Below are 16,984 nucleotides of genomic sequence, written 5' to 3'. Positions count from 1 at the left end.
CTGGACACGGATTATGGCGTTATGGACTCCCGGCTGGTCTCCAAAAGAGCCCGACGATGACGATCTTGTGTTGGCCATCGACGGTGATGCGGTGCTGAAGCCCGACGTTGGCTGGCTGGAATCCTGGCGGATGGTCGTTCCGAGTATGCAGGGTGATATCGGGCCGGTTTATGTTGGCCAGATGAACGGCAAGCCTGTCTACGTGGCCCAAGCCGACGCGGCCAGTCTGGCTGGATCTACAGAGCGGGTGCCACTTCGGGAAGCGCTGTTGATGCTGGAGGATGCCCCCGCCGAAATGTTGGGTACCGCGTTCCAGGTACATCAATGGTGGCGGGACCATCGCTTCTGCGGCCGCTGTGGTGAATTGACGGTGCTACACCCGTTGGAGAGGGCGAAATGGTGCGAACCCTGCGGCATTCCCTGGTATCCCAGGCTGGCTCCCTGCGTGATCGTGGTTATCCGCCGTGGTGAACGCATGTTGCTTGCACGATCGTCGCGGACGAAGCGTCATTTTTTCAGCCTGATTGCGGGCTTTGTGGAGCCGGGCGAAACCATTGAAGCGGCGGTTGCCCGGGAAGTGAAAGAGGAAACCGGCCTTGAGGTTAGTGGGGTTCGCTACCACTCCTCTCAGCCATGGCCGTTTCCCCATCAGTTAATGCTGGGCTTCTTTGCGGACTACGCCGGTGGCGAGCTGGTGCTGCAGGAAGACGAAATTGCGGAAGCGGACTGGTTTCTGCCGGGCGATATGCCACCTGTACCACCGGTAACAACCATATCCGGCGGCCTGATTCAGGCCATGGCACGGGAAATTGAAGGGCAGGAGGCATCGTCGTGACCGTGCCAAGAGTGCTGGTCTTTGATTCAGGCGTTGGTGGGTTGAGCGTTGCTGACTGTATCCACCGACAATTGTCGCGGGTGAGGTTGGTGTACCTGGCTGACAACGCCGGCTTTCCCTACGGCGCCCAGCCGGAATCGGTGGTGATTGAGCGCAGCCAGACACTGATTCGGCTGGCGCTGTCGGAATTCCCCTGTGATGTCATTGTGGTGGCCTGTAACACCGCGAGCACAGTGGTGTTGCCGTACCTGCGGGCCATGACACCGATACCGGTGATCGGTGTGGTGCCGGCGGTAAAGCCTGCTGCGGGGGTGTCTGAAAACCGTCGTATTGGCGTGCTGGCCACTCCCGCCACCGTCCGTCGACCCTATCTTACTGACCTGATTGACGAGTTTGCCAGCGATTGCACGGTGGAAAGGCTGGGGCATCCGGACCTGGTCCAATGGATCGAAAACCTGGTGTCCGGCTCGCCAGTCCCCGAACAGGCATTGTCCGTGGCGTTACAACCGTTCCGGGACGTGGGTGTGGACACCGTGGTTCTAGGCTGCACTCATTACCCGTTGATAAAGGATCTGTTACAGCGCCAGTTACCTGCCGTAAAACACTGGGTGGATTCCGGCGAGGCGATCGCGCGCCGGGCGATCTGGTTATTTGAGCAGCAGGGACTGGAACTGAAAAGTCTTATGGCCCTCAACAGCAAAGGGGGGGTGGTTGATGCGGCCCTGTTTTCCGGGGATGTCCCACAAGGTATTGGGGGGTTCCTGAATGGGCTCGGCCTGGCCACCAACGACATCCGTGGTAGCTGGCCCTCGGCGGCAGCCGGTGTTATAGCAGGCGGGTCAGCTTGAACATGGCCAGGAACTCCAATGCCGGTAAGGATCGGCGGTGACAACAGTAGGTTTTGAAATTGTCACCACGGAACCGTGACTTGGTAAATTCCAGACCCTTGAAGTTGTAGAGGAAGTTCCCCTTCTCATACAGGCCGTGCATGATGCGCTTGAGCAACCGGCTTTCCTGATGCTCGGTAGCCGGGTCCAGGGATAGCGGAATCAAACCCAGGTCCAGGTGGGGCACGCCTTCTGCCTTGAACACATCCATAGCGTGGGCCATCAGGGTGTAGAAAATACCCTGGCGGAAATCTGCGTTAGCCCTTGAGATGTTAGGCACGTAACTGATGATCTCGTTATTGCGGTAGATGGGGTCGAAGTAGATAAAGCCCACCGCCTTACCATCCTGGTACGCGTAGAAATGGCGTTCGTTTTCCCGGTACTCCATCTCCATGGGGCGTATCAGGAAACGGATCTCCTTGCTCTTGCACTTACGGGTGCGGATCCAGGCATCGGAGATTTCGCGGGTGTGGTCATCGCTGAAACGCTCCTTCACGGTAATGCCGTTTTTCTCCGCCTGGTTGAGGGCCGTGCGCAGGATCTGTTTTTTCTTTCCGCTGAGGGACCAGTTCTTCAGGTTGATGCGGGACTCGCTGCCAAACTGGGTGCCAAACAGGCCAAAGCGGCGGTAGAGGTAGTCCACGACGGGTTTGGAAACCTGGATATAGCAGGCGGAAGGGAAGCGTTGGTGAAATTGCTCCAGAATCAACTCAAAGTGTTCCGGGGCGGTGACCGGGTCGGAGAGCACGAAAGTGCCGCCCCATTTGCGCATATATGCCAGGTAGCCAACGCCGGGCACGTCGAAGTACTGCATCTCAGGTTGCAACGTCGAGAACGACTGGGAATGGGTGCCGTACTTCTTGAGGTAATTGATGCGCTCTGCAAAGGTGAATGCACCCTCGTCCAGAGAGCGGACGCCATCAAGTGAAAGGATCTGGTCTGACATTGTGAAACTCCCCCGTTTATTGTTGTAAATCCGGCGTGAGGCCTCGTGTCTACACCTGTTTCCGTCCCAGGATTGACCAGTAACAGTTCATGTTCAGCAGTTTGAAATGCTTTTTCTCGGTGACGTGCAGGCCAAGGCGCTGCATGTGTTCGGGGTAGTTGTAAATCTTGTGGAAGGCATTGTTGGCGAACAGCCAGAAGATGAAGACGGCCATATACCAGTACATCTTCTTGAACAGGCGGGCCACAATGTTGCCGGTGGGGTAGCAGAAGTCGCCCACAACGACCCTGGCGTCCGCCTTGCCCAGACGGATCAGGTGTTCGAGCACCCGCACCATCATGTCTTCGTCAAACACATTGAGGAAAAAGTTGGCCACCACCATGTCGTACTGTTCGAACTCTTCCACCTTCATGATGTCGCTGTGAATGCGGCGGATGGTCAGGTGTGGCGCCTCTTTTTCCTGGGCTTCGGCAAACTTGCGCAGCATGGTCTCGGAGAGGTCCACCACGGTTACGTCCGCGCCCAGTTCCGCAGCACGGATCGCGTCACGGCCATGGCCCACCCCGGCGAACAGGATGCGGGCGCCGGGCTTGACGGTTTCCACATCGAGCATGGCGGTCTTGCAGCGGTGAATGTTCTTGCCGCTGTAGAGGTTGCTCAGAAAATCGTAAACCGGACCAATGTATTTGTATTTATCGCGCATGGTGACTTCTGCCTGTCCATATCCTGGGGATGCTTCCATTCTTCTTGTGATTGTTGATTCACCGCCAGGTGAATTGAAGGAAGCGCCTGATGGATTTGAGCTTAGAGAAGCCGGTGGGGGAATTATGTGCAGTACCGCGCATTTCCAGATACATAACGTAACGAACAGCAACACTTTGCAAACCAGATCAACATTTTAGATCTGACTGTCCGACAATGGAGTATCGATAATGAGAGAGATTAGAAAGCGACTGCGCGCGCCGGGGTATGTCCGAGGGTTTTACCGATGACGTCTGCAGGCCGTGCGGGGCCGTAGAAGAACCCCTGAACCTGGTGGCACCCCAGGCTTTTGAGGTAGGTGAGCTGTTCGTCCGTTTCCACGCCCTCCGCCACGATCTGAAGCTTCAGTCCATGGGCCATGGCGACAATGGCGTTTACAATGCAGGCACCGTCTTCGCCTCTGCGAATGGCTTTGACAAAGGACTGATCCACTTTCAGGGTGTGAATGGGCAGCCGGTGAATGTAATTCAGGGAGGAGTAGCCAGTGCCGAAATCATCAATGGCAATTCTGACGCCAAATGACGCTAATTCCCGGAGTTTCTGACTGATCTGTTCAAGATCGTTCATGATCACGTTTTCAGTGATCTCGATTTCCAGGTTCTGGGGCGGGAAGCCGTGGGCCTGGAGTTGAGTCATCAGAGTTTCTACAAACCTTGGGTGCTCCACCTGGGCCGGGGACAGGTTTACCGCCAGCCGCAGGTCGCTGTGTCCTTCTCGAATCCACTGGCCGACATCGTGGCAGGCCTGGTCGAGTACGCATTCACTGAGTTTGGCAATGAGTTTGGTTTCTTCCGCCAGTGGCAGGAAGTCCCGTGGATAGAGTAATCCCCTGTCCGGGTGTTGCCAGCGCACCAGCGCTTCCAAACCCACCACACGATTGCTCGAGGAACAGACCTGCGGCTGGTAAAACACTCGCAACTCATCGCGCTCCAGCGCCATCCGCAGGTCCCTTTCCAGACTCAGGCGGTTGGCAGTATCAATGCTCATGCTCTCCGAGTAGAAGCGATAGCCATCCTTGCCCCGTGCTTTGACGTGATACATGGCAATGTCGGCATTCTGGATCAGTTGATCCATGGATTTGCCGGCTTCCGGGTAGGTGGCAATGCCGATACTCACGCCCACGAAGACTTCATGCTCGCCCAGTTGGAAAGGTGCACGCAGTGCCTTGATCAACTTCTTTGAAATCTGTCGTGCGTCCTCGTGACCGTGTATCGACGGCAACAGCAGAGTGAATTCATCACCACCGAAGCGTGACAGAGTGTCCCCCTTGCGCAGGCAGCGTTCCAGCCGCTGCGTGACCGCCTGCAACAGGCGATCGCCCATGGCATGTCCCAGCGTGTCGTTGACGACTTTGAAGCGGTCGAGGTCCAGGAACATCACGGCCAGCTTCTGTTCGCTGCGGCGGGCGTGGGTGATGGCCAGGTCGAGCCGGTCCTTGAACAGGGCGCGGTTTGGGAGTCGGGTCAGCAAGTCGTGGTAAGCCTGGAAATTGATAAAGGCTTCCGCTTCCTTGCGCTCGGTGACATCGCGGGCGGTGCCGTAGTAGCGGGCCTCGCGGTCATGGTGTGTGCCGCCGCCATGATTGGCGTGGGGCCAGGTTTCCGGGTCAATCGGAAACGCGGTAATTTCGAAGTGGCGGGTCGCCTTGCGACTGCCTCGGGTCTTGAGGCGAACCTCCAGTGTCCTCGGATTGTCTGCGGTGATGTTTGGGCCTTTCAGGGCGTAGGTCCCCCGCGCGATGTCCCGGTCATCCAGGATGTGGCGAAAGTGACGTCCACAGAGTTCGGCGGGCTGGTAACCGAGCAGGCTCTCGATCTTGCTGTTCACAAAACAGAAATGCCCGTCGCCATCGAGCATGAAAACGATATCGGGTGAGCTGTTGACGATGTAGCGATGCAGTTCCTCGGATTTTTCCAGGCGCATTCGGATGTGCTCATGGGCGCGAAGCAGCGAACGCTTGCCGAGCACACCATCGACCGTTGCCAGCAGTTCTTCCGGGTCGAACGGTTTGCGGATATAGTCCAGTGCCCCCCTGCGCAGTGCGCGGCTGACGGAACTGAATGAGCTTTCACCACTTACGACAATCACGCCGCATTCGGGTTGCCTCGACGACAGACGCTCCATCACCCCGAAGCCATCCACGTCTGGCATGCGAAGATCCAGCATCGCCAGATCGAAAAACTCGGTCTCAAGGATGCGACAGGCCATGCGCCCACCTTCCGCTTCGGTGACCTCGTACCCCTTGCTTCTGAGCAGTGAAGCAAGGCCGGAAAGCAGTCTCGGATCATCGTCGACGACCAGGATGCGCGCCTTTCCGTCGTCGCCGTAAGTCCACTCGGTGCTCGCAGGTTTCATGTCAGTACGCCCGTCGTTTCTTCGTCATTTTTCATCGTTTTTTTTATTTGCCGCCGCGGGAAACAGAATTCGGAATGCTGTCCCTCCGCGTCCCGTGCGGCAACTAATGATGCCCTCCATGTCATCAATCAACTGTTTAACCACGCTCAGACCAAGACCGCTGTGGTCCTTGCTCTTGGTGGATTGAACCGGTGAAAACAGGTGTTTGCGGACCTCATCGGGAATTCCATTACCGGTGTCCGCCACTTCCAGTTCCACCCAGGTTTTTCCGCTTTGCCAGACCGGTGCCAGCGTGTGAATAGCCACTTCGCCGCCGTCAACGAGACATTCTGCCGCATTACGGACCAGGTTGATAACCACCTGACGGATGACCGCGCCGGGCACGGTAACGTCGGTGGGGTCCTCGCACAGATCCAGCTCCAGCGCCCTGTCGCCGCCGCTGAACAGGCTGTCTTCCAGCAAGTCCCGCAGAATTCTCAGTTCGTCATTAAGATTGCAGGCGCCGGTCGGGTTCGTTGAATCATGGCTCGGAGCCCGGCTGATCTGCAACAGGAGATCCCCTGCGCGATCGAGCTCGTCACGTATGACGTCCAGCTCTCCCTGCACTTCGTTATCATCCAGCCGGTTTCGCAGTTGATAGATATATTGCCGGATAATGGTAAGCGGGTTGCTCACTTCATGGACCTGACGACGAATGGCCTGTCGGGCCAGTTCGGCTTCCAGACCGTCCTGGGCAGTGCTCCTGGGCTGCGTGGCGGTGACGGCGTCAGACAGTTTTGCGCTGAACAGGCGACCGATTTCTTCTGCCTGGCCAGAGCTTTCATGGTCAGTACCGACGACAAATACGCCTGCACATGGATCTTCCCCACGCACGGGGATAGCCACCAGAGAAGGCGTTTTCAAGAGCGAAAGCAACTGGCGGTCCAGTACCGTCGGTGAGCGATGATCGAGGCACAGGGCGCTGCCGCTGCTGCAGGCCTCGGTCAGCACGCTGGTGGCTGCCCCAATGGCAACCGTGAGATCAGGGACGTCACCAGTGCTGGAGGATAGCAGCGTCAGCCCGTCCCCGGCCTGGCCAAAATAGAGTGCCGGAAGGCCGGTGATCAGTGTCAGGCTGGTGACGGTTGCGGCCAGGCTCTCCTGGGCACTGCCGCGAATCGGCGACAGTTCCAACGCCTGGCTGGCCATGGCCTGTTTCAGTATGGTCTGTTTGAGTTTGTGGTTGGAGTGGCGGGCGTCGTAGTCTTCCGAAAGCGGAATGCCCAGCGATTCGGCCACGCCGCTCACTTCCTGGTCGATCCTGCGGTTGATCTCTCGCGTGAGTTCTTCATTGAGGCCAAAAATGGTCCCCGCTGCAGCAATGCCCACCGCGTCCGAAAGTGCCAGGCGTGTTGCCAGGCTAATCAGTTTGACCAGGTGTCCGGCATCTCGTACTTCCGTTGGCATGGCCTGTTGGTAGCGCATAGCATCAACTGCCATGGGTCCCAGACCCCATGACTCTACCAGTTCGGCAGCAATATCGGACTGGCGGTCAAGGTAGTATTGCTGGGTCTCTCCAGGCGGGGTTTTCAGCGCGATCAGCTCGCCCACATTGTGCAGCATTCCCAGCATGAACGCCTGGTCGGGTTCGGGGTAGCGCGTCAGTGTTGCCAGGGCCCTGGCAGTCAGAGCGGTGGTCAGTGAATGGCGCCAGAAGTCCCTTAGCTGTTGCCACTGGTCTGCCCCGAGTTCGTAAAGGAGCTGGCGCAGTGCCGCAGTCAGAACCAGAGTATGGAATCGTCGTGTTCCCAGCCTGAGCAGCGCCTGGTCAATGGAGCGTATTTGCGAGGTGGGGCCATACAATGCTGAGTTGGCCAGGGCGAGAACACGAGTAACCAGAGCGGTGTCGGCAGAAACAATATCGCTTATTCGGCGATAATTTTCGTCCTGATGACAGGCTTCAAGCACCCTAAGGGTAACCTCTGGGAGACTCGGTAGCTGTATGTCAGGGGCAATCAGCATAGGCCTGCCTGTATAACGCGCCAGATATTGTCGTTAGTATCTGACGACTTGTTCATAAATACTAACCCGATGGAGCTTAGACAATAAGCTGCGTTTATTAAACAGTTATTGGTCCTTTTTTAAGCAGAGTATTACCTGTGTTTGGATGTGTGTAAACTTTTTACAGGTTAAATGTCGCAAAACCGTCCATTATTGGGCAGGCAACCCGCCTCTTTTTGTCTACAGTTAGAACTCCGTCCGGGTTACACTTTGACACAGTACTCAAATTTCACCCGGATCACGTGTCAGTCGACGGACAAGACAGCGCCTATAGGCATTCATGACCGACTCCCGCACTTCCAGGCACATTCCGAAGCAACCCAGAACACTGGCGATTACCGGTGGCAAGGGTGGTGTCGGAAAAACATCGGTGGCACTGAACCTTTCCCTGACCCTTGCGCGAGAGGGTTACAGAGTATTGTTGCTGGATGGTGACACGGATCTGGCTAATGTCAGTATCATGCTGGGCCGGTATCCGGAACGGACCCTGGCTAACGTAATGGCCAATGAGTGCTCCCTCCGCGATGTGATCATGGAATCGGAGTGGGGGCTGCACATCATTCCCGGCGCCTCGGGGGTCGAGCAATGTGTCGACATGGCTGCTGAAGAAAGTCTCCGTGTTCTCAAAGCGTTGTCGAGGCTGGAGAAAAATTACGACTACGTGATCACAGACACCGCTTCCGGCTTGCAGAAGACCGGCATGCACATGATTGCGGCTGCGGAACTGGCCTGCGTCGTGGTCACGCCAGATCCCGCATCGCTGACCGATGCCTTCTCCCTGATCAAACTGCTGATTCGCCGTGGCTACCGAAGGACGCCGAGCGTGTTGGTGAACATGGCCCAGGGTGCGAGTCAGGCTCGATCCGTGTTTCAGCGCCTTGATGCCGCTGCGGTGCGACACCTGGGGTTGCAGTTGCATTACCTGGGTGCGATCTGGCGTGACGAAACTCTGCGCCAGTCGGTGATGAATCAGCGCCCGGTGGCATTGATGCGGGCTTCCGACCCGTCCACCCGCCAGTTCCGCACATTGGCCGACATGTTGAATGTGCGGCTGCGCCAGTTGCCGCCGCGCAAGGCCGGGATTGCCGCCTATTGGCATCGGGTCTCCTCCAGCCCAGCGGAAACAGGGGCATCAGATACAGATCGCTCAGCAGGCAGCGAGCAACCACGGGCACCGGTGGACCCGGCCCAGGAATGCAAACGACTGACCGCGGAACTCGGCAAGATATTGGCAGGCAGCGATGAAAAGCCGCTGCTGCGTTATGAGGCGTTCCAGGGGCTTTTTGCACTGTTGGGGCGCAAAATGGATGCAGATACCATTGAGATTATCCAGACCGGTTTAGCTTCACTCAATTGGGAAAAGCTGGAAAACGAACAAAGAGAGCATATGGCGACCCATCTTCGCCACCTTGCCGCAGAAGTTGATCCTGCAGCAGTTCCTCGCAAGTCGGAACCAGTAGCAAACAGGCCAGAGTGGGAACCGTACTATGATCGTATCAGCTTTGGTGAGCAGAGCCGGTTGATCCGAGCGCTTAAGGAACAACCGTCCAATATCTCCCTGGATCAGCTTCTGCGCTCGCTGGCGGAGGCCGGTAAAAACGGTTCCTGAGCGCCTCTTGACCCTTTTTTCTCCACTCCTTTTTTTGCATTTAGTCACCTTATTTTATCGTCATTTTATTGATGCAGTTTGTAGCGTAACTTTGCTCTATGTCACCGCACTGTCATTCGGTCCGTGCAAAAATCAGCCTTATTTCCGGAATCGTGGCCTGCAAAATGCAGTAAAACCCACTGCACTTGATGGCCACATAGTGAATTTGAGAAGGAGTTCTCGCCATGGCAACACAGCAGCAACAAAACGGAGCGTCAGCGTCCGGTGTTCTTGAGCAACTACGCGGTAAACACGTGTTGATCACTGGCACCACCGGGTTTCTCGGCAAGGTGGTGCTTGAAAAACTGATTCGTACGGTGCCAGATATTGGCGGAATCCATCTGCTTATCCGTGGCAACAAAAGGCATCCTGCCGCACGGGAGCGATTCCTCAATGAAATTGCCAGTTCTTCCGTGTTCGAGCGCCTTAGACACGATGACAACGAGGCATTCGAAACCTTTCTGGAGGAACGCGTTCACTGCATCACCGGCGAAGTGACTGAATCCCGTTTCGGGCTCACGCCAGAGCGGTTCCGTACCCTTGCCGGGCAGGTCGATGCATTTATCAACTCGGCAGCCAGCGTAAACTTCCGGGAGGAGCTCGATAAGGCACTGAAGATCAACACCCTGTGCCTCGAGAACGTTGCCGCCCTGGCGGAACTCAATAGGACTATGGCGGTGATCCAGGTGTCCACCTGCTACGTCAATGGCAAGAATGCCGGTCAGATCACCGAGTCCGTTATTAAACCGTCGGGCGAGTCGATCCCCCGCAGTACCGACGGCTACTATGAAATCGAAGAGCTTGTGCATCTGCTACAAGACAAAATTTCCGACGTGAAAGCCCGGTACTCCGGTAAAGTGCTTGAGAAAAAGCTAGTAGACCTGGGCATCCGTGAGGCCAACAATTATGGCTGGAGCGACACCTACACGTTTACCAAGTGGCTGGGTGAGCAACTCTTGATGAAAGCCCTTGCCGGGCGCTCACTTACAATTGTTCGCCCCTCCATCATTGAAAGTGCACTGGAAGAGCCCTCTCCGGGATGGATTGAAGGCGTGAAGGTGGCAGATGCCATTATCCTCGCCTACGCCCGCGAGAAGGTGTCTCTGTTCCCGGGTAAGCGTAGCGGCATTATAGATGTGATCCCGGTGGACCTGGTGGCCAATAGCATCATCCTGTCCCTGGCAGAAGCCATTTGCGAGTCTGGGCAACGCCGCATCTACCAGTGCTGCAGTGGCAGCTCAAACCCGATTTCGCTGGGCAAGTTCATTGACTACCTGATGACAGAAGCCAAGTCCAACTACGCTGCGTATGACCAGTTGTTCTATCGTCGACCCACAAAACCGTTTATAGCGGTCAATCGCAAGCTGTTTGATGTTGTGGTTGGCGGCATGCGTGTGCCATTGTCCATTGCAGGCAAGGCATTGAGACTGGCTGGCCAGAACCGTGAGCTGAAGGTCCTTAAAAACCTCGATACCACCCGTTCACTCGCCACCATCTTTGGTTTCTACACGGCACCGGATTACATCTTCCGTAACGATTCGCTGATGGCCCTGGCTTCCCGCATGGGTGAACTGGATCGGGTCCTGTTTCCGGTGGATGCACGCCAGATCGACTGGCCGCTATACCTGTGCAAGATTCACCTTGGAGGTCTCAATCGCTACGCTCTCAAGGAGCGGAAGCTGTACAGTCTGCGGGCCACCCAGACCCGCAAGAAAGCCGCCTGACACCCGGTCAATCGGCTGTCCTTTCTATCCGGCCCTCCGGTTCCCGGGGGGCGGAACGTTACTTGTTGTTTCCGTTAGCGGGTCTATCCTTTAGGGCAGGCTCCAGAACATAGGGTCACCCCTCGTGAGGCCGTCATTCGGGCTAAAAGTGCTGGCGGATTGGGACGTTAGTCTAATTCATTGTTCACTGGCACGCATGTTGAACTATGGGTATCCGTCTTCAGGGCTTTTTTGCCCGTCACGCTCTTTATTAAATAACCGATAATGACAACAGACTCTGACTAATAAGGGGGAGCACAATGACTGATAAACAGGTTTATCCGGTAAGTCCGGACGTGGCCAAACGGGCCCTGCTAAACCGGGATCAGTACGAGAAAATGTACCAACAGTCGGTGGATGATCCAGAAACCTTCTGGGCCGAACACGGCAAGCGACTGGACTGGATCAAGCCCTTCTCGAAGGTGAAAAACACCACCTACGACTACGACAACCTATCCATCAAATGGTTTGAAGACGGCCAATTGAACGCCGCCGCCAACTGCCTGGACCGTCACCTGGAAAAGCGCGGTGACCAGACGGCCATCATTTTCGAGGGCGACGACCCGGCCGATTCCCGCAACGTGACCTACCGCGAACTGTATGAAGAAACCTGTAAGTTCGCGAACGTTCTGAAAGACCAGGGCGTCAAGAAGGGCGATGTTGTCACTATCTACATGCCCATGATTGTTGAAACGGGTGTTGCCATGCTGGCCTGTGCCCGCATCGGCGCCATCCATTCCGTTGTCTTCGGCGGGTTTTCGCCGGAAGCACTGGGTGCCCGGATCGCTAACGGCAAGTCCCGATTCGTGGTAACGGCTGATGAAGGTGTCCGTGGCGGTCGCAAGATTCCTCTCAAGAAAAACGTAGACGCCGCGTTGAGTAAGGAAGCCGGCGCTGATGTGGACAAGGTTATTGTCGTCAAGCGCACCGGTGGTGATGTGCCCTGGAAAGACGGTCGCGACGTGAGTTACGAGGAACTGATGAAGGGCGCGTCCACGGATTGCCCGGCAGAGCCCATGAACGCCGAAGACCCGCTGTTCATGCTGTACACTTCCGGCTCCACTGGCGCTCCGAAAGGCGTATTACACACCACCGGTGGCTACATGGTCTTTACCTCCATGACCCACGAATACGTCTTCGATTACCACGATGGCGACGTCTACTGGTGTACAGCGGACTTTGGCTGGGTCACCGGTCACAGCTATATTTTGTACGGCCCGCTTGCCAATGGCGCTGTCACCGTTCTGTTTGAAGGTGTGCCCAACTACCCGGACACTTCCCGTATGGGCCAGGTGGTGGACAAACACAAGGTCAATATCCTGTACACCGCACCCACTGCCATCCGTGCCCTGATGGCCGAGGGCGAGTCCTGCATGAACGGCACCACTCGCGACAGTTTGCGCCTGCTGGGCTCGGTGGGTGAGCCGATTAACCCCGAAGCCTGGGAGTGGTACCATCGCGTGATCGGGAACAGCAAATGCCCGATTGTGGACACCTGGTGGCAGACCGAGACCGGTGGCATCCTGATTTCGCCGCTGCCGGGCGCCATTGATCTCAAGCCCGGTTCCGCCACGGTTCCCTTCTTCGGCGTGAAGCCGGCGCTGGTGGACAATGACGGCAATATCCTGGAAGGCAAGACCGAGGGCAACCTGGTGATCCTGGACAGCTGGCCTGGCCAGATGCGGACCATCTTCGGCGACCATGAGCGCTTCAAGCAAACCTACTTCAGCACCTATAAAGGCATGTACTTTACTGGTGACGGAGCCCGTCGCGACGAGGACGGTTACTACTGGATTACCGGTCGTGTTGATGACGTACTGAACGTCTCAGGACATCGCCTGGGTACGGCTGAAGTGGAAAGCGCACTGGTGGCACACGACAAGGTCGCCGAGGCGGCTGTGGTAGGCTACCCTCACGAGATCAAAGGGCAGGGCATATACGTCTATGTCACCCTGGTTCACGGAGAGGAACCGTCGGATGAGCTCAAGAAGGAGTTGGTTCAGTGGGTTCGCAAGGAAATCGGCCCCATTGCCTCTCCAGACGTGATCCAATGGGCACCTGGACTGCCCAAGACTCGTTCTGGCAAGATTATGCGTCGGATTTTGCGTAAAATTGCGTCGAACGAGCACGATCAGTTGGGCGATACCTCCACCCTGGCGGACCCGGGTGTGGTGGATGACCTGATCAGCGGTCGTGCGAACAAGTAAAGCCTGCTTGTTATCAGGCTATGACCCTGTGAGGAACCTGTTGAATGACACAAACTATTATCGTCGCCGATGATCACCCGCTGTTTCGGGCAGCTCTGAAACAGGCGGTCAGTCAGGCGGTACCTGATGCCAGGACAGTGGAAGTGGACAGCATCAAGGCGCTGCAGGCGGCGGTAGAGTCGCATCCGGATGCGGATCTGGTGTTACTGGATCTGAACATGCCGGGCGCCCACGGCTTTTCGGGGCTCGTGTTCATGCGCGGGCAATATCCCGGCCTGCCGGTGGTGGTGGTGTCAGGATCGGAAGAAATGCAGGTGATGCGCCGCTCGATCGACTACGGGGCGTCGGGTTTTATTCCGAAGTCAGCGCCTCTGCCAACCATCACCGAGGCGATTCAGGCAGTCCTGGAAGGGGACGTCTGGTTGCCAGAGGGTGTGGCGGACAAGATCGAGCGGATGCATTCGGACATGACGGACTTCTCCGAAAAACTGGCATCACTGACGCCGCAGCAATTCCGGGTGCTGGGTATGCTGGCTGAGGGGCTTTTGAACAAACAGATCGCTTATGATCTGGATGTCTCGGAGGCCACCATCAAGGCCCATATCACTGCGGTGTTCCGGAAGCTGGGGGTTCGTAACCGAACCCAGGCAGTGATTGCGATCCAGCAAATGGAGATAGATCCTTCCGATACGTCGTTGTCTGGTAGCTGATCGGGCCAGAGGTTCTTCTATTGAATCGAAAAGCGGAAATCCCTGCGATTGGGATTTCCGCTTTTTTTGTTTGAGCGGGTGTGCTTACTTCTTACTGGCATACCCCAATTTCTTATCCACCAGATTGAACAGCTCCTCACCCTGGTGCCAGCGGTCCAGGTTCTCCAGGAACTGGTCGGTCAGCGCCCGTTTCCAGCCGATGAAGTCGCCAGACATGTGGGCAGTCATGATGACATTCTCCATATCCCATAGCGGATGATTCGCCGGCAGGGGTTCTTCCTCGAACACGTCCAGCGCGGCGCCGGCAATATCCCCATTGTTCAAGGCGGCGATCAGGTCGTCGGTCTTCACAACAGGCCCGCGACCAATGTTGATCAGGCGGGCGGACTTGCGCATCGATTTGAAGGTCTTCTCGTTGAACAGGCCTTCGGTTTGCGGTGTCAGAGGCGCGGCAATGACCACGAAATCCGCCAGGCCCAGTTGCTCGGTCAGGTCGTCATTGCCATGAACGGCAACGAAGTCCGGGTCGTCGTGGCGAGGTTTGCGAGCAATGCCATGGGGATTCAGGCCGGCAGCCTTGCACAACCTGGCAATCTGGCCGCCAATGGAGCCGGCGCCAACGATCAGCACCTGTTTGCCTTCGGCTCTTTCGGTATCCCGGTGCTGCCATTTGTGCTCAGCCTGCAGGCGCAGGGAGCGCGGAAAATCCTTGGCGAACATGAGAATCGTGCACAGAACATACTCTGCAATGGTTCGGTCGAAGATACCCCGGGCATTGGTCACGGTGACGTCGCCTTCAATGAGGTCCGGGAACATGAGGGCATCCACGCCGGCGCTGGTGGCGTGAATCCATTGCAGTTTGTCCGCCGACGGCCAGGCGGCAGCCAGGGCTTCGGTGCGAAAGTCCGTCACCATCATTACGTCGGTACCCGGCAAGGTGTCCCGCAGAGTGGGCTCGTCAGAAGCAAAGCGAACCTCCGCACGGGCTCGCAGGGCATCCATGCCAGGAGGCTCATTTTCACCGGGTGCTGTCAGAACGGTTACAACCGGTTTGCTGTGTTGGGTCATCTGTCCTCCACCAATGCAGTTTGTCCGCGTCCGGCCGCGGGAATCGACAGTCCGGATGTCGAGTTTACAGTCTGGTATCTGAGCCTGAACTGGTCAACCTGAGCCCATATAAGATAAAGGTCGTAGCCGTTGTTATAGCGGGTATTGCGGCGTTTCGTTCCGGTAGCCCAATCTTTCTGTTTTATGTCTTGTATGGCCCCTGTTTACTGACTAACCTGCAGGAGTAGCTACTATTTTGCCCTGCGTCCAGGAGGTGTTTATGGCAGAAGCCGCCAATCGAGAAACCGGCCAGACCAAACCGCGTAAAGTGAAATACCGGAAGAACAAGGCCAGTTGGAACCCGGCGATGCAGGCGGTTCCGGTGCCGGGCATTCGTCGCATGGTGAATATGGCGGCCACCATGAAGGATGTCATTCATCTTTCCATCGGTCAGCCGGATTTGCCCACCCCCAAGCATGTCATTGACGCTTATATTGATGCGCTCAATGCCGGGCAGACGGGGTACACCATGGACGCGGGCCTGCCCGAGTTATTGGTTGCCCTGCGGGACTACTACGGCGCACGCTACGATCGCAAGCTGACCCGGGACAACATCCTGATCACCAGTGGGGCGACCGAGGCGATGTACCTGGCGATTTCGGCGACGTCTGCGCCAGGCCGGCAGTTCATCGTGACTGACCCGTCGTTCCTGCTTTACGCACCGCTGATTCGCATGAATGGTGGTGAGGTCAAGTTTGTGCCCACTCGGGCGGATAACGACCACCAGTTGGACCCGGACGAAGTGATCCGGGCCATGGGGCCGCGCACGTTTGCGCTGATCCTGAACAACCCCAATAACCCGACCGGGGCCGTATATCCCCGCAGTACTGTCGAGACCATTCTGGAAGAATGCGCTTACCGGGGAGTCCAGGTATACGCCGACGAGGTCTATGATCACCTTATCTTTGACGATGACGACTTCGCCAGCGTACTGAACTGCTCGATGGACCTGGACAACATCATGTGTATCAGCAGCTTCTCGAAGACCTATAGCATGGCCGGGTTGCGGGTAGGTTGGGTGATTGCAAGCCAGGCGGCGATCAAGTCGCTGCGGCGTTTTCACATGTTCACCACCTCTGTCGCCAACACGCCGTCCCAGTTCGCGGGGGTCGCGGCACTCACCGGAGACCAGCAATGCGTCAAGAACATGGTGGATATCTACCGTGAACGCCGCGACAAGGTGGTGGAGTTGGTCGACCAGACACCGTATCTGACAGGGTATAAACCCGGCGGCGCCTTCTTTGCGTTCCCGGATTTGCCGCCCCATGTGGACGGTTCTGACCTGGCATTGCGCATGCTCAAGGAAACGGGTGTTTGCCTGGTGCCGGGAGATGCCTTCGGGGAAGGGTGCACGAACGCCGTTCGGATCAGTTTCTCGACCACGTGCGAGAAACTGGATGAAGCCTTCGACCGGATCATCCCCTGGATGGCCAAGCAGCAGTTCTGACCGTCATGTCGGCTCTGGACTCAGTGCTTGTGCAATGCCCCTACTGTTGGGAGACGCTGGATCTCAGCGTCGACCCTTCGGTGGAAGATCAGGAGTACGTGGAGGATTGCCAGGTGTGCTGTCAGCCCATCCTGGTCCACGTGGTCCTCGACGAGAACCTGACCCCCTCCGTGACTGTCCGGGCCGAGAACGAATAACTGCCCGTCATCCTTCGGCTGTGTCTATTTGTTCCTGAACGATGGTTAACATGCCCGGCTTGCCCGGGCAGCCACCTTGG

At 56.8% G+C, this 16,984-nt stretch carries 13 protein-coding genes; 8 read left to right on the top strand and 5 right to left on the bottom strand.

The genetic code is table 11. The features are described from left to right. Positions 1-13: 13 nt before the first annotated feature. Together nudC and murI are read left to right on the top strand one after the other, a co-directional pair. Positions 14-835: an NAD(+) diphosphatase gene (gene nudC / locus R1T46_RS19410; protein WP_300493202.1), complete on the top strand. Its 822-nt coding sequence runs from the start codon at positions 14-16 to the stop codon at positions 833-835. After that, positions 832-1,683 (top strand): glutamate racemase, encoded by an 852-nt coding sequence (gene murI / locus R1T46_RS19405; RefSeq protein ID WP_317306678.1) that lies wholly within the window; start codon positions 832-834, stop codon positions 1,681-1,683. The genes nudC and murI overlap by 4 nt, the downstream gene beginning before the upstream one ends. Here murI and R1T46_RS19400 read toward each other — a convergent pair. The 4 genes from R1T46_RS19400 to R1T46_RS19385 all read right to left on the bottom strand — a co-directional run bounded on the left by R1T46_RS19400 (position 1,661) and on the right by R1T46_RS19385 (position 7,786). After that, positions 1,661-2,668, bottom strand: coding sequence for a DUF2156 domain-containing protein (locus R1T46_RS19400; protein ID WP_317306676.1), 1,008 nt, complete (start codon positions 2,666-2,668; stop codon positions 1,661-1,663). The genes murI and R1T46_RS19400 overlap by 23 nt on opposite strands. A 49-nt stretch (positions 2,669-2,717) precedes the next feature. After that, positions 2,718-3,371, bottom strand: a complete 654-nt coding sequence (locus tag R1T46_RS19395) for a class I SAM-dependent methyltransferase (RefSeq protein WP_317306675.1) — start codon at positions 3,369-3,371, stop codon at positions 2,718-2,720. Between the two features lie 239 nt (positions 3,372-3,610). Next, a complete protein-coding gene (locus R1T46_RS19390; RefSeq protein WP_317306673.1) occupies positions 3,611-5,785 on the bottom strand; it encodes a putative bifunctional diguanylate cyclase/phosphodiesterase in 2,175 nt (724 codons plus the stop codon). Between the two features lie 24 nt (positions 5,786-5,809). Then, a complete protein-coding gene (locus tag R1T46_RS19385) occupies positions 5,810-7,786 on the bottom strand; it encodes an HDOD domain-containing protein (RefSeq protein ID WP_317306672.1) in 1,977 nt (658 codons plus the stop codon). 319 nt (positions 7,787-8,105) lie between these two features. Between R1T46_RS19385 and R1T46_RS19380 the strand changes: the two genes are divergently transcribed. From R1T46_RS19380 to R1T46_RS19365, 4 genes are all read left to right on the top strand, one after another. After that, on the top strand, positions 8,106-9,434 hold the full coding sequence (locus R1T46_RS19380) for a MinD/ParA family protein (RefSeq protein WP_317306671.1): 1,329 nt from the start codon (positions 8,106-8,108) through the stop codon (positions 9,432-9,434). Between the two features lie 224 nt (positions 9,435-9,658). Then, complete coding sequence (locus R1T46_RS19375; RefSeq protein ID WP_317306670.1) at positions 9,659-11,197, top strand: fatty acyl-CoA reductase; 1,539 nt, start codon at positions 9,659-9,661, stop codon at positions 11,195-11,197. Between the two features lie 299 nt (positions 11,198-11,496). Next, positions 11,497-13,443, top strand: coding sequence for an acetate--CoA ligase (gene acs, locus R1T46_RS19370; RefSeq protein ID WP_317306669.1), 1,947 nt, complete (start codon positions 11,497-11,499; stop codon positions 13,441-13,443). 44 nt (positions 13,444-13,487) lie between these two features. Next, the gene (locus R1T46_RS19365) at positions 13,488-14,153 is read left to right on the top strand and encodes a LuxR C-terminal-related transcriptional regulator (RefSeq protein WP_027831250.1); all 666 of its coding nucleotides are present in this window, start codon (positions 13,488-13,490) and stop codon (positions 14,151-14,153) included. Between the two features lie 84 nt (positions 14,154-14,237). Here R1T46_RS19365 and R1T46_RS19360 read toward each other — a convergent pair whose 3' ends face one another. Then, a complete protein-coding gene (locus R1T46_RS19360; RefSeq protein WP_317306666.1) occupies positions 14,238-15,221 on the bottom strand; it encodes a D-2-hydroxyacid dehydrogenase in 984 nt (327 codons plus the stop codon). A 259-nt stretch (positions 15,222-15,480) separates the two neighbouring features. Between R1T46_RS19360 and R1T46_RS19355 the strand changes: the two genes are divergently transcribed. Both R1T46_RS19355 and R1T46_RS19350 read left to right on the top strand, forming a co-directional pair. Then, entirely contained in the window at positions 15,481-16,707 is a 1,227-nt protein-coding gene (locus R1T46_RS19355) for a pyridoxal phosphate-dependent aminotransferase (RefSeq protein WP_317306665.1), read from the top strand. Between the two features lie 5 nt (positions 16,708-16,712). Continuing rightward, entirely contained in the window at positions 16,713-16,904 is a 192-nt protein-coding gene (locus R1T46_RS19350; protein ID WP_007152033.1) for a CPXCG motif-containing cysteine-rich protein, read from the top strand. The last annotated feature ends 80 nt before the right edge of the window (positions 16,905-16,984 follow it).

Source organism: Marinobacter salarius (assembly GCF_032922745.1).
Classification (GTDB): Bacteria; Pseudomonadota; Gammaproteobacteria; order Pseudomonadales; family Oleiphilaceae; genus Marinobacter.
This window is presented reverse-complemented; position numbering and strand designations above follow the sequence as displayed.

Excerpts from the sequence above, each read along its gene's own strand:
- nudC (WP_300493202.1), top strand. The coding sequence starts at position 14 with ATGGCGTTATGGACTCCCGGCTGGTCTCCAAAAGAGCCCGACGATGAC.
- R1T46_RS19400 (WP_317306676.1), bottom strand. The coding sequence starts at position 2,668 with ATGTCAGACCAGATCCTTTCACTTGATGGCGTCCGCTCTCTGGACGAG.
- R1T46_RS19395 (WP_317306675.1), bottom strand. The coding sequence starts at position 3,371 with ATGCGCGATAAATACAAATACATTGGTCCGGTTTACGATTTTCTGAGC.
- R1T46_RS19390 (WP_317306673.1), bottom strand. The coding sequence starts at position 5,785 with ATGAAACCTGCGAGCACCGAGTGGACTTACGGCGACGACGGAAAGGCG.
- R1T46_RS19385 (WP_317306672.1), bottom strand. The coding sequence starts at position 7,786 with ATGCTGATTGCCCCTGACATACAGCTACCGAGTCTCCCAGAGGTTACC.
- R1T46_RS19380 (WP_317306671.1), top strand. The coding sequence starts at position 8,106 with ATGACCGACTCCCGCACTTCCAGGCACATTCCGAAGCAACCCAGAACA.
- R1T46_RS19375 (WP_317306670.1), top strand. The coding sequence starts at position 9,659 with ATGGCAACACAGCAGCAACAAAACGGAGCGTCAGCGTCCGGTGTTCTT.
- acs (WP_317306669.1), top strand. The coding sequence starts at position 11,497 with ATGACTGATAAACAGGTTTATCCGGTAAGTCCGGACGTGGCCAAACGG.
- R1T46_RS19365 (WP_027831250.1), top strand. The coding sequence starts at position 13,488 with ATGACACAAACTATTATCGTCGCCGATGATCACCCGCTGTTTCGGGCA.
- R1T46_RS19360 (WP_317306666.1), bottom strand. The coding sequence starts at position 15,221 with ATGACCCAACACAGCAAACCGGTTGTAACCGTTCTGACAGCACCCGGT.
- R1T46_RS19355 (WP_317306665.1), top strand. The coding sequence starts at position 15,481 with ATGGCAGAAGCCGCCAATCGAGAAACCGGCCAGACCAAACCGCGTAAA.
- R1T46_RS19350 (WP_007152033.1), top strand. The coding sequence starts at position 16,713 with ATGTCGGCTCTGGACTCAGTGCTTGTGCAATGCCCCTACTGTTGGGAG.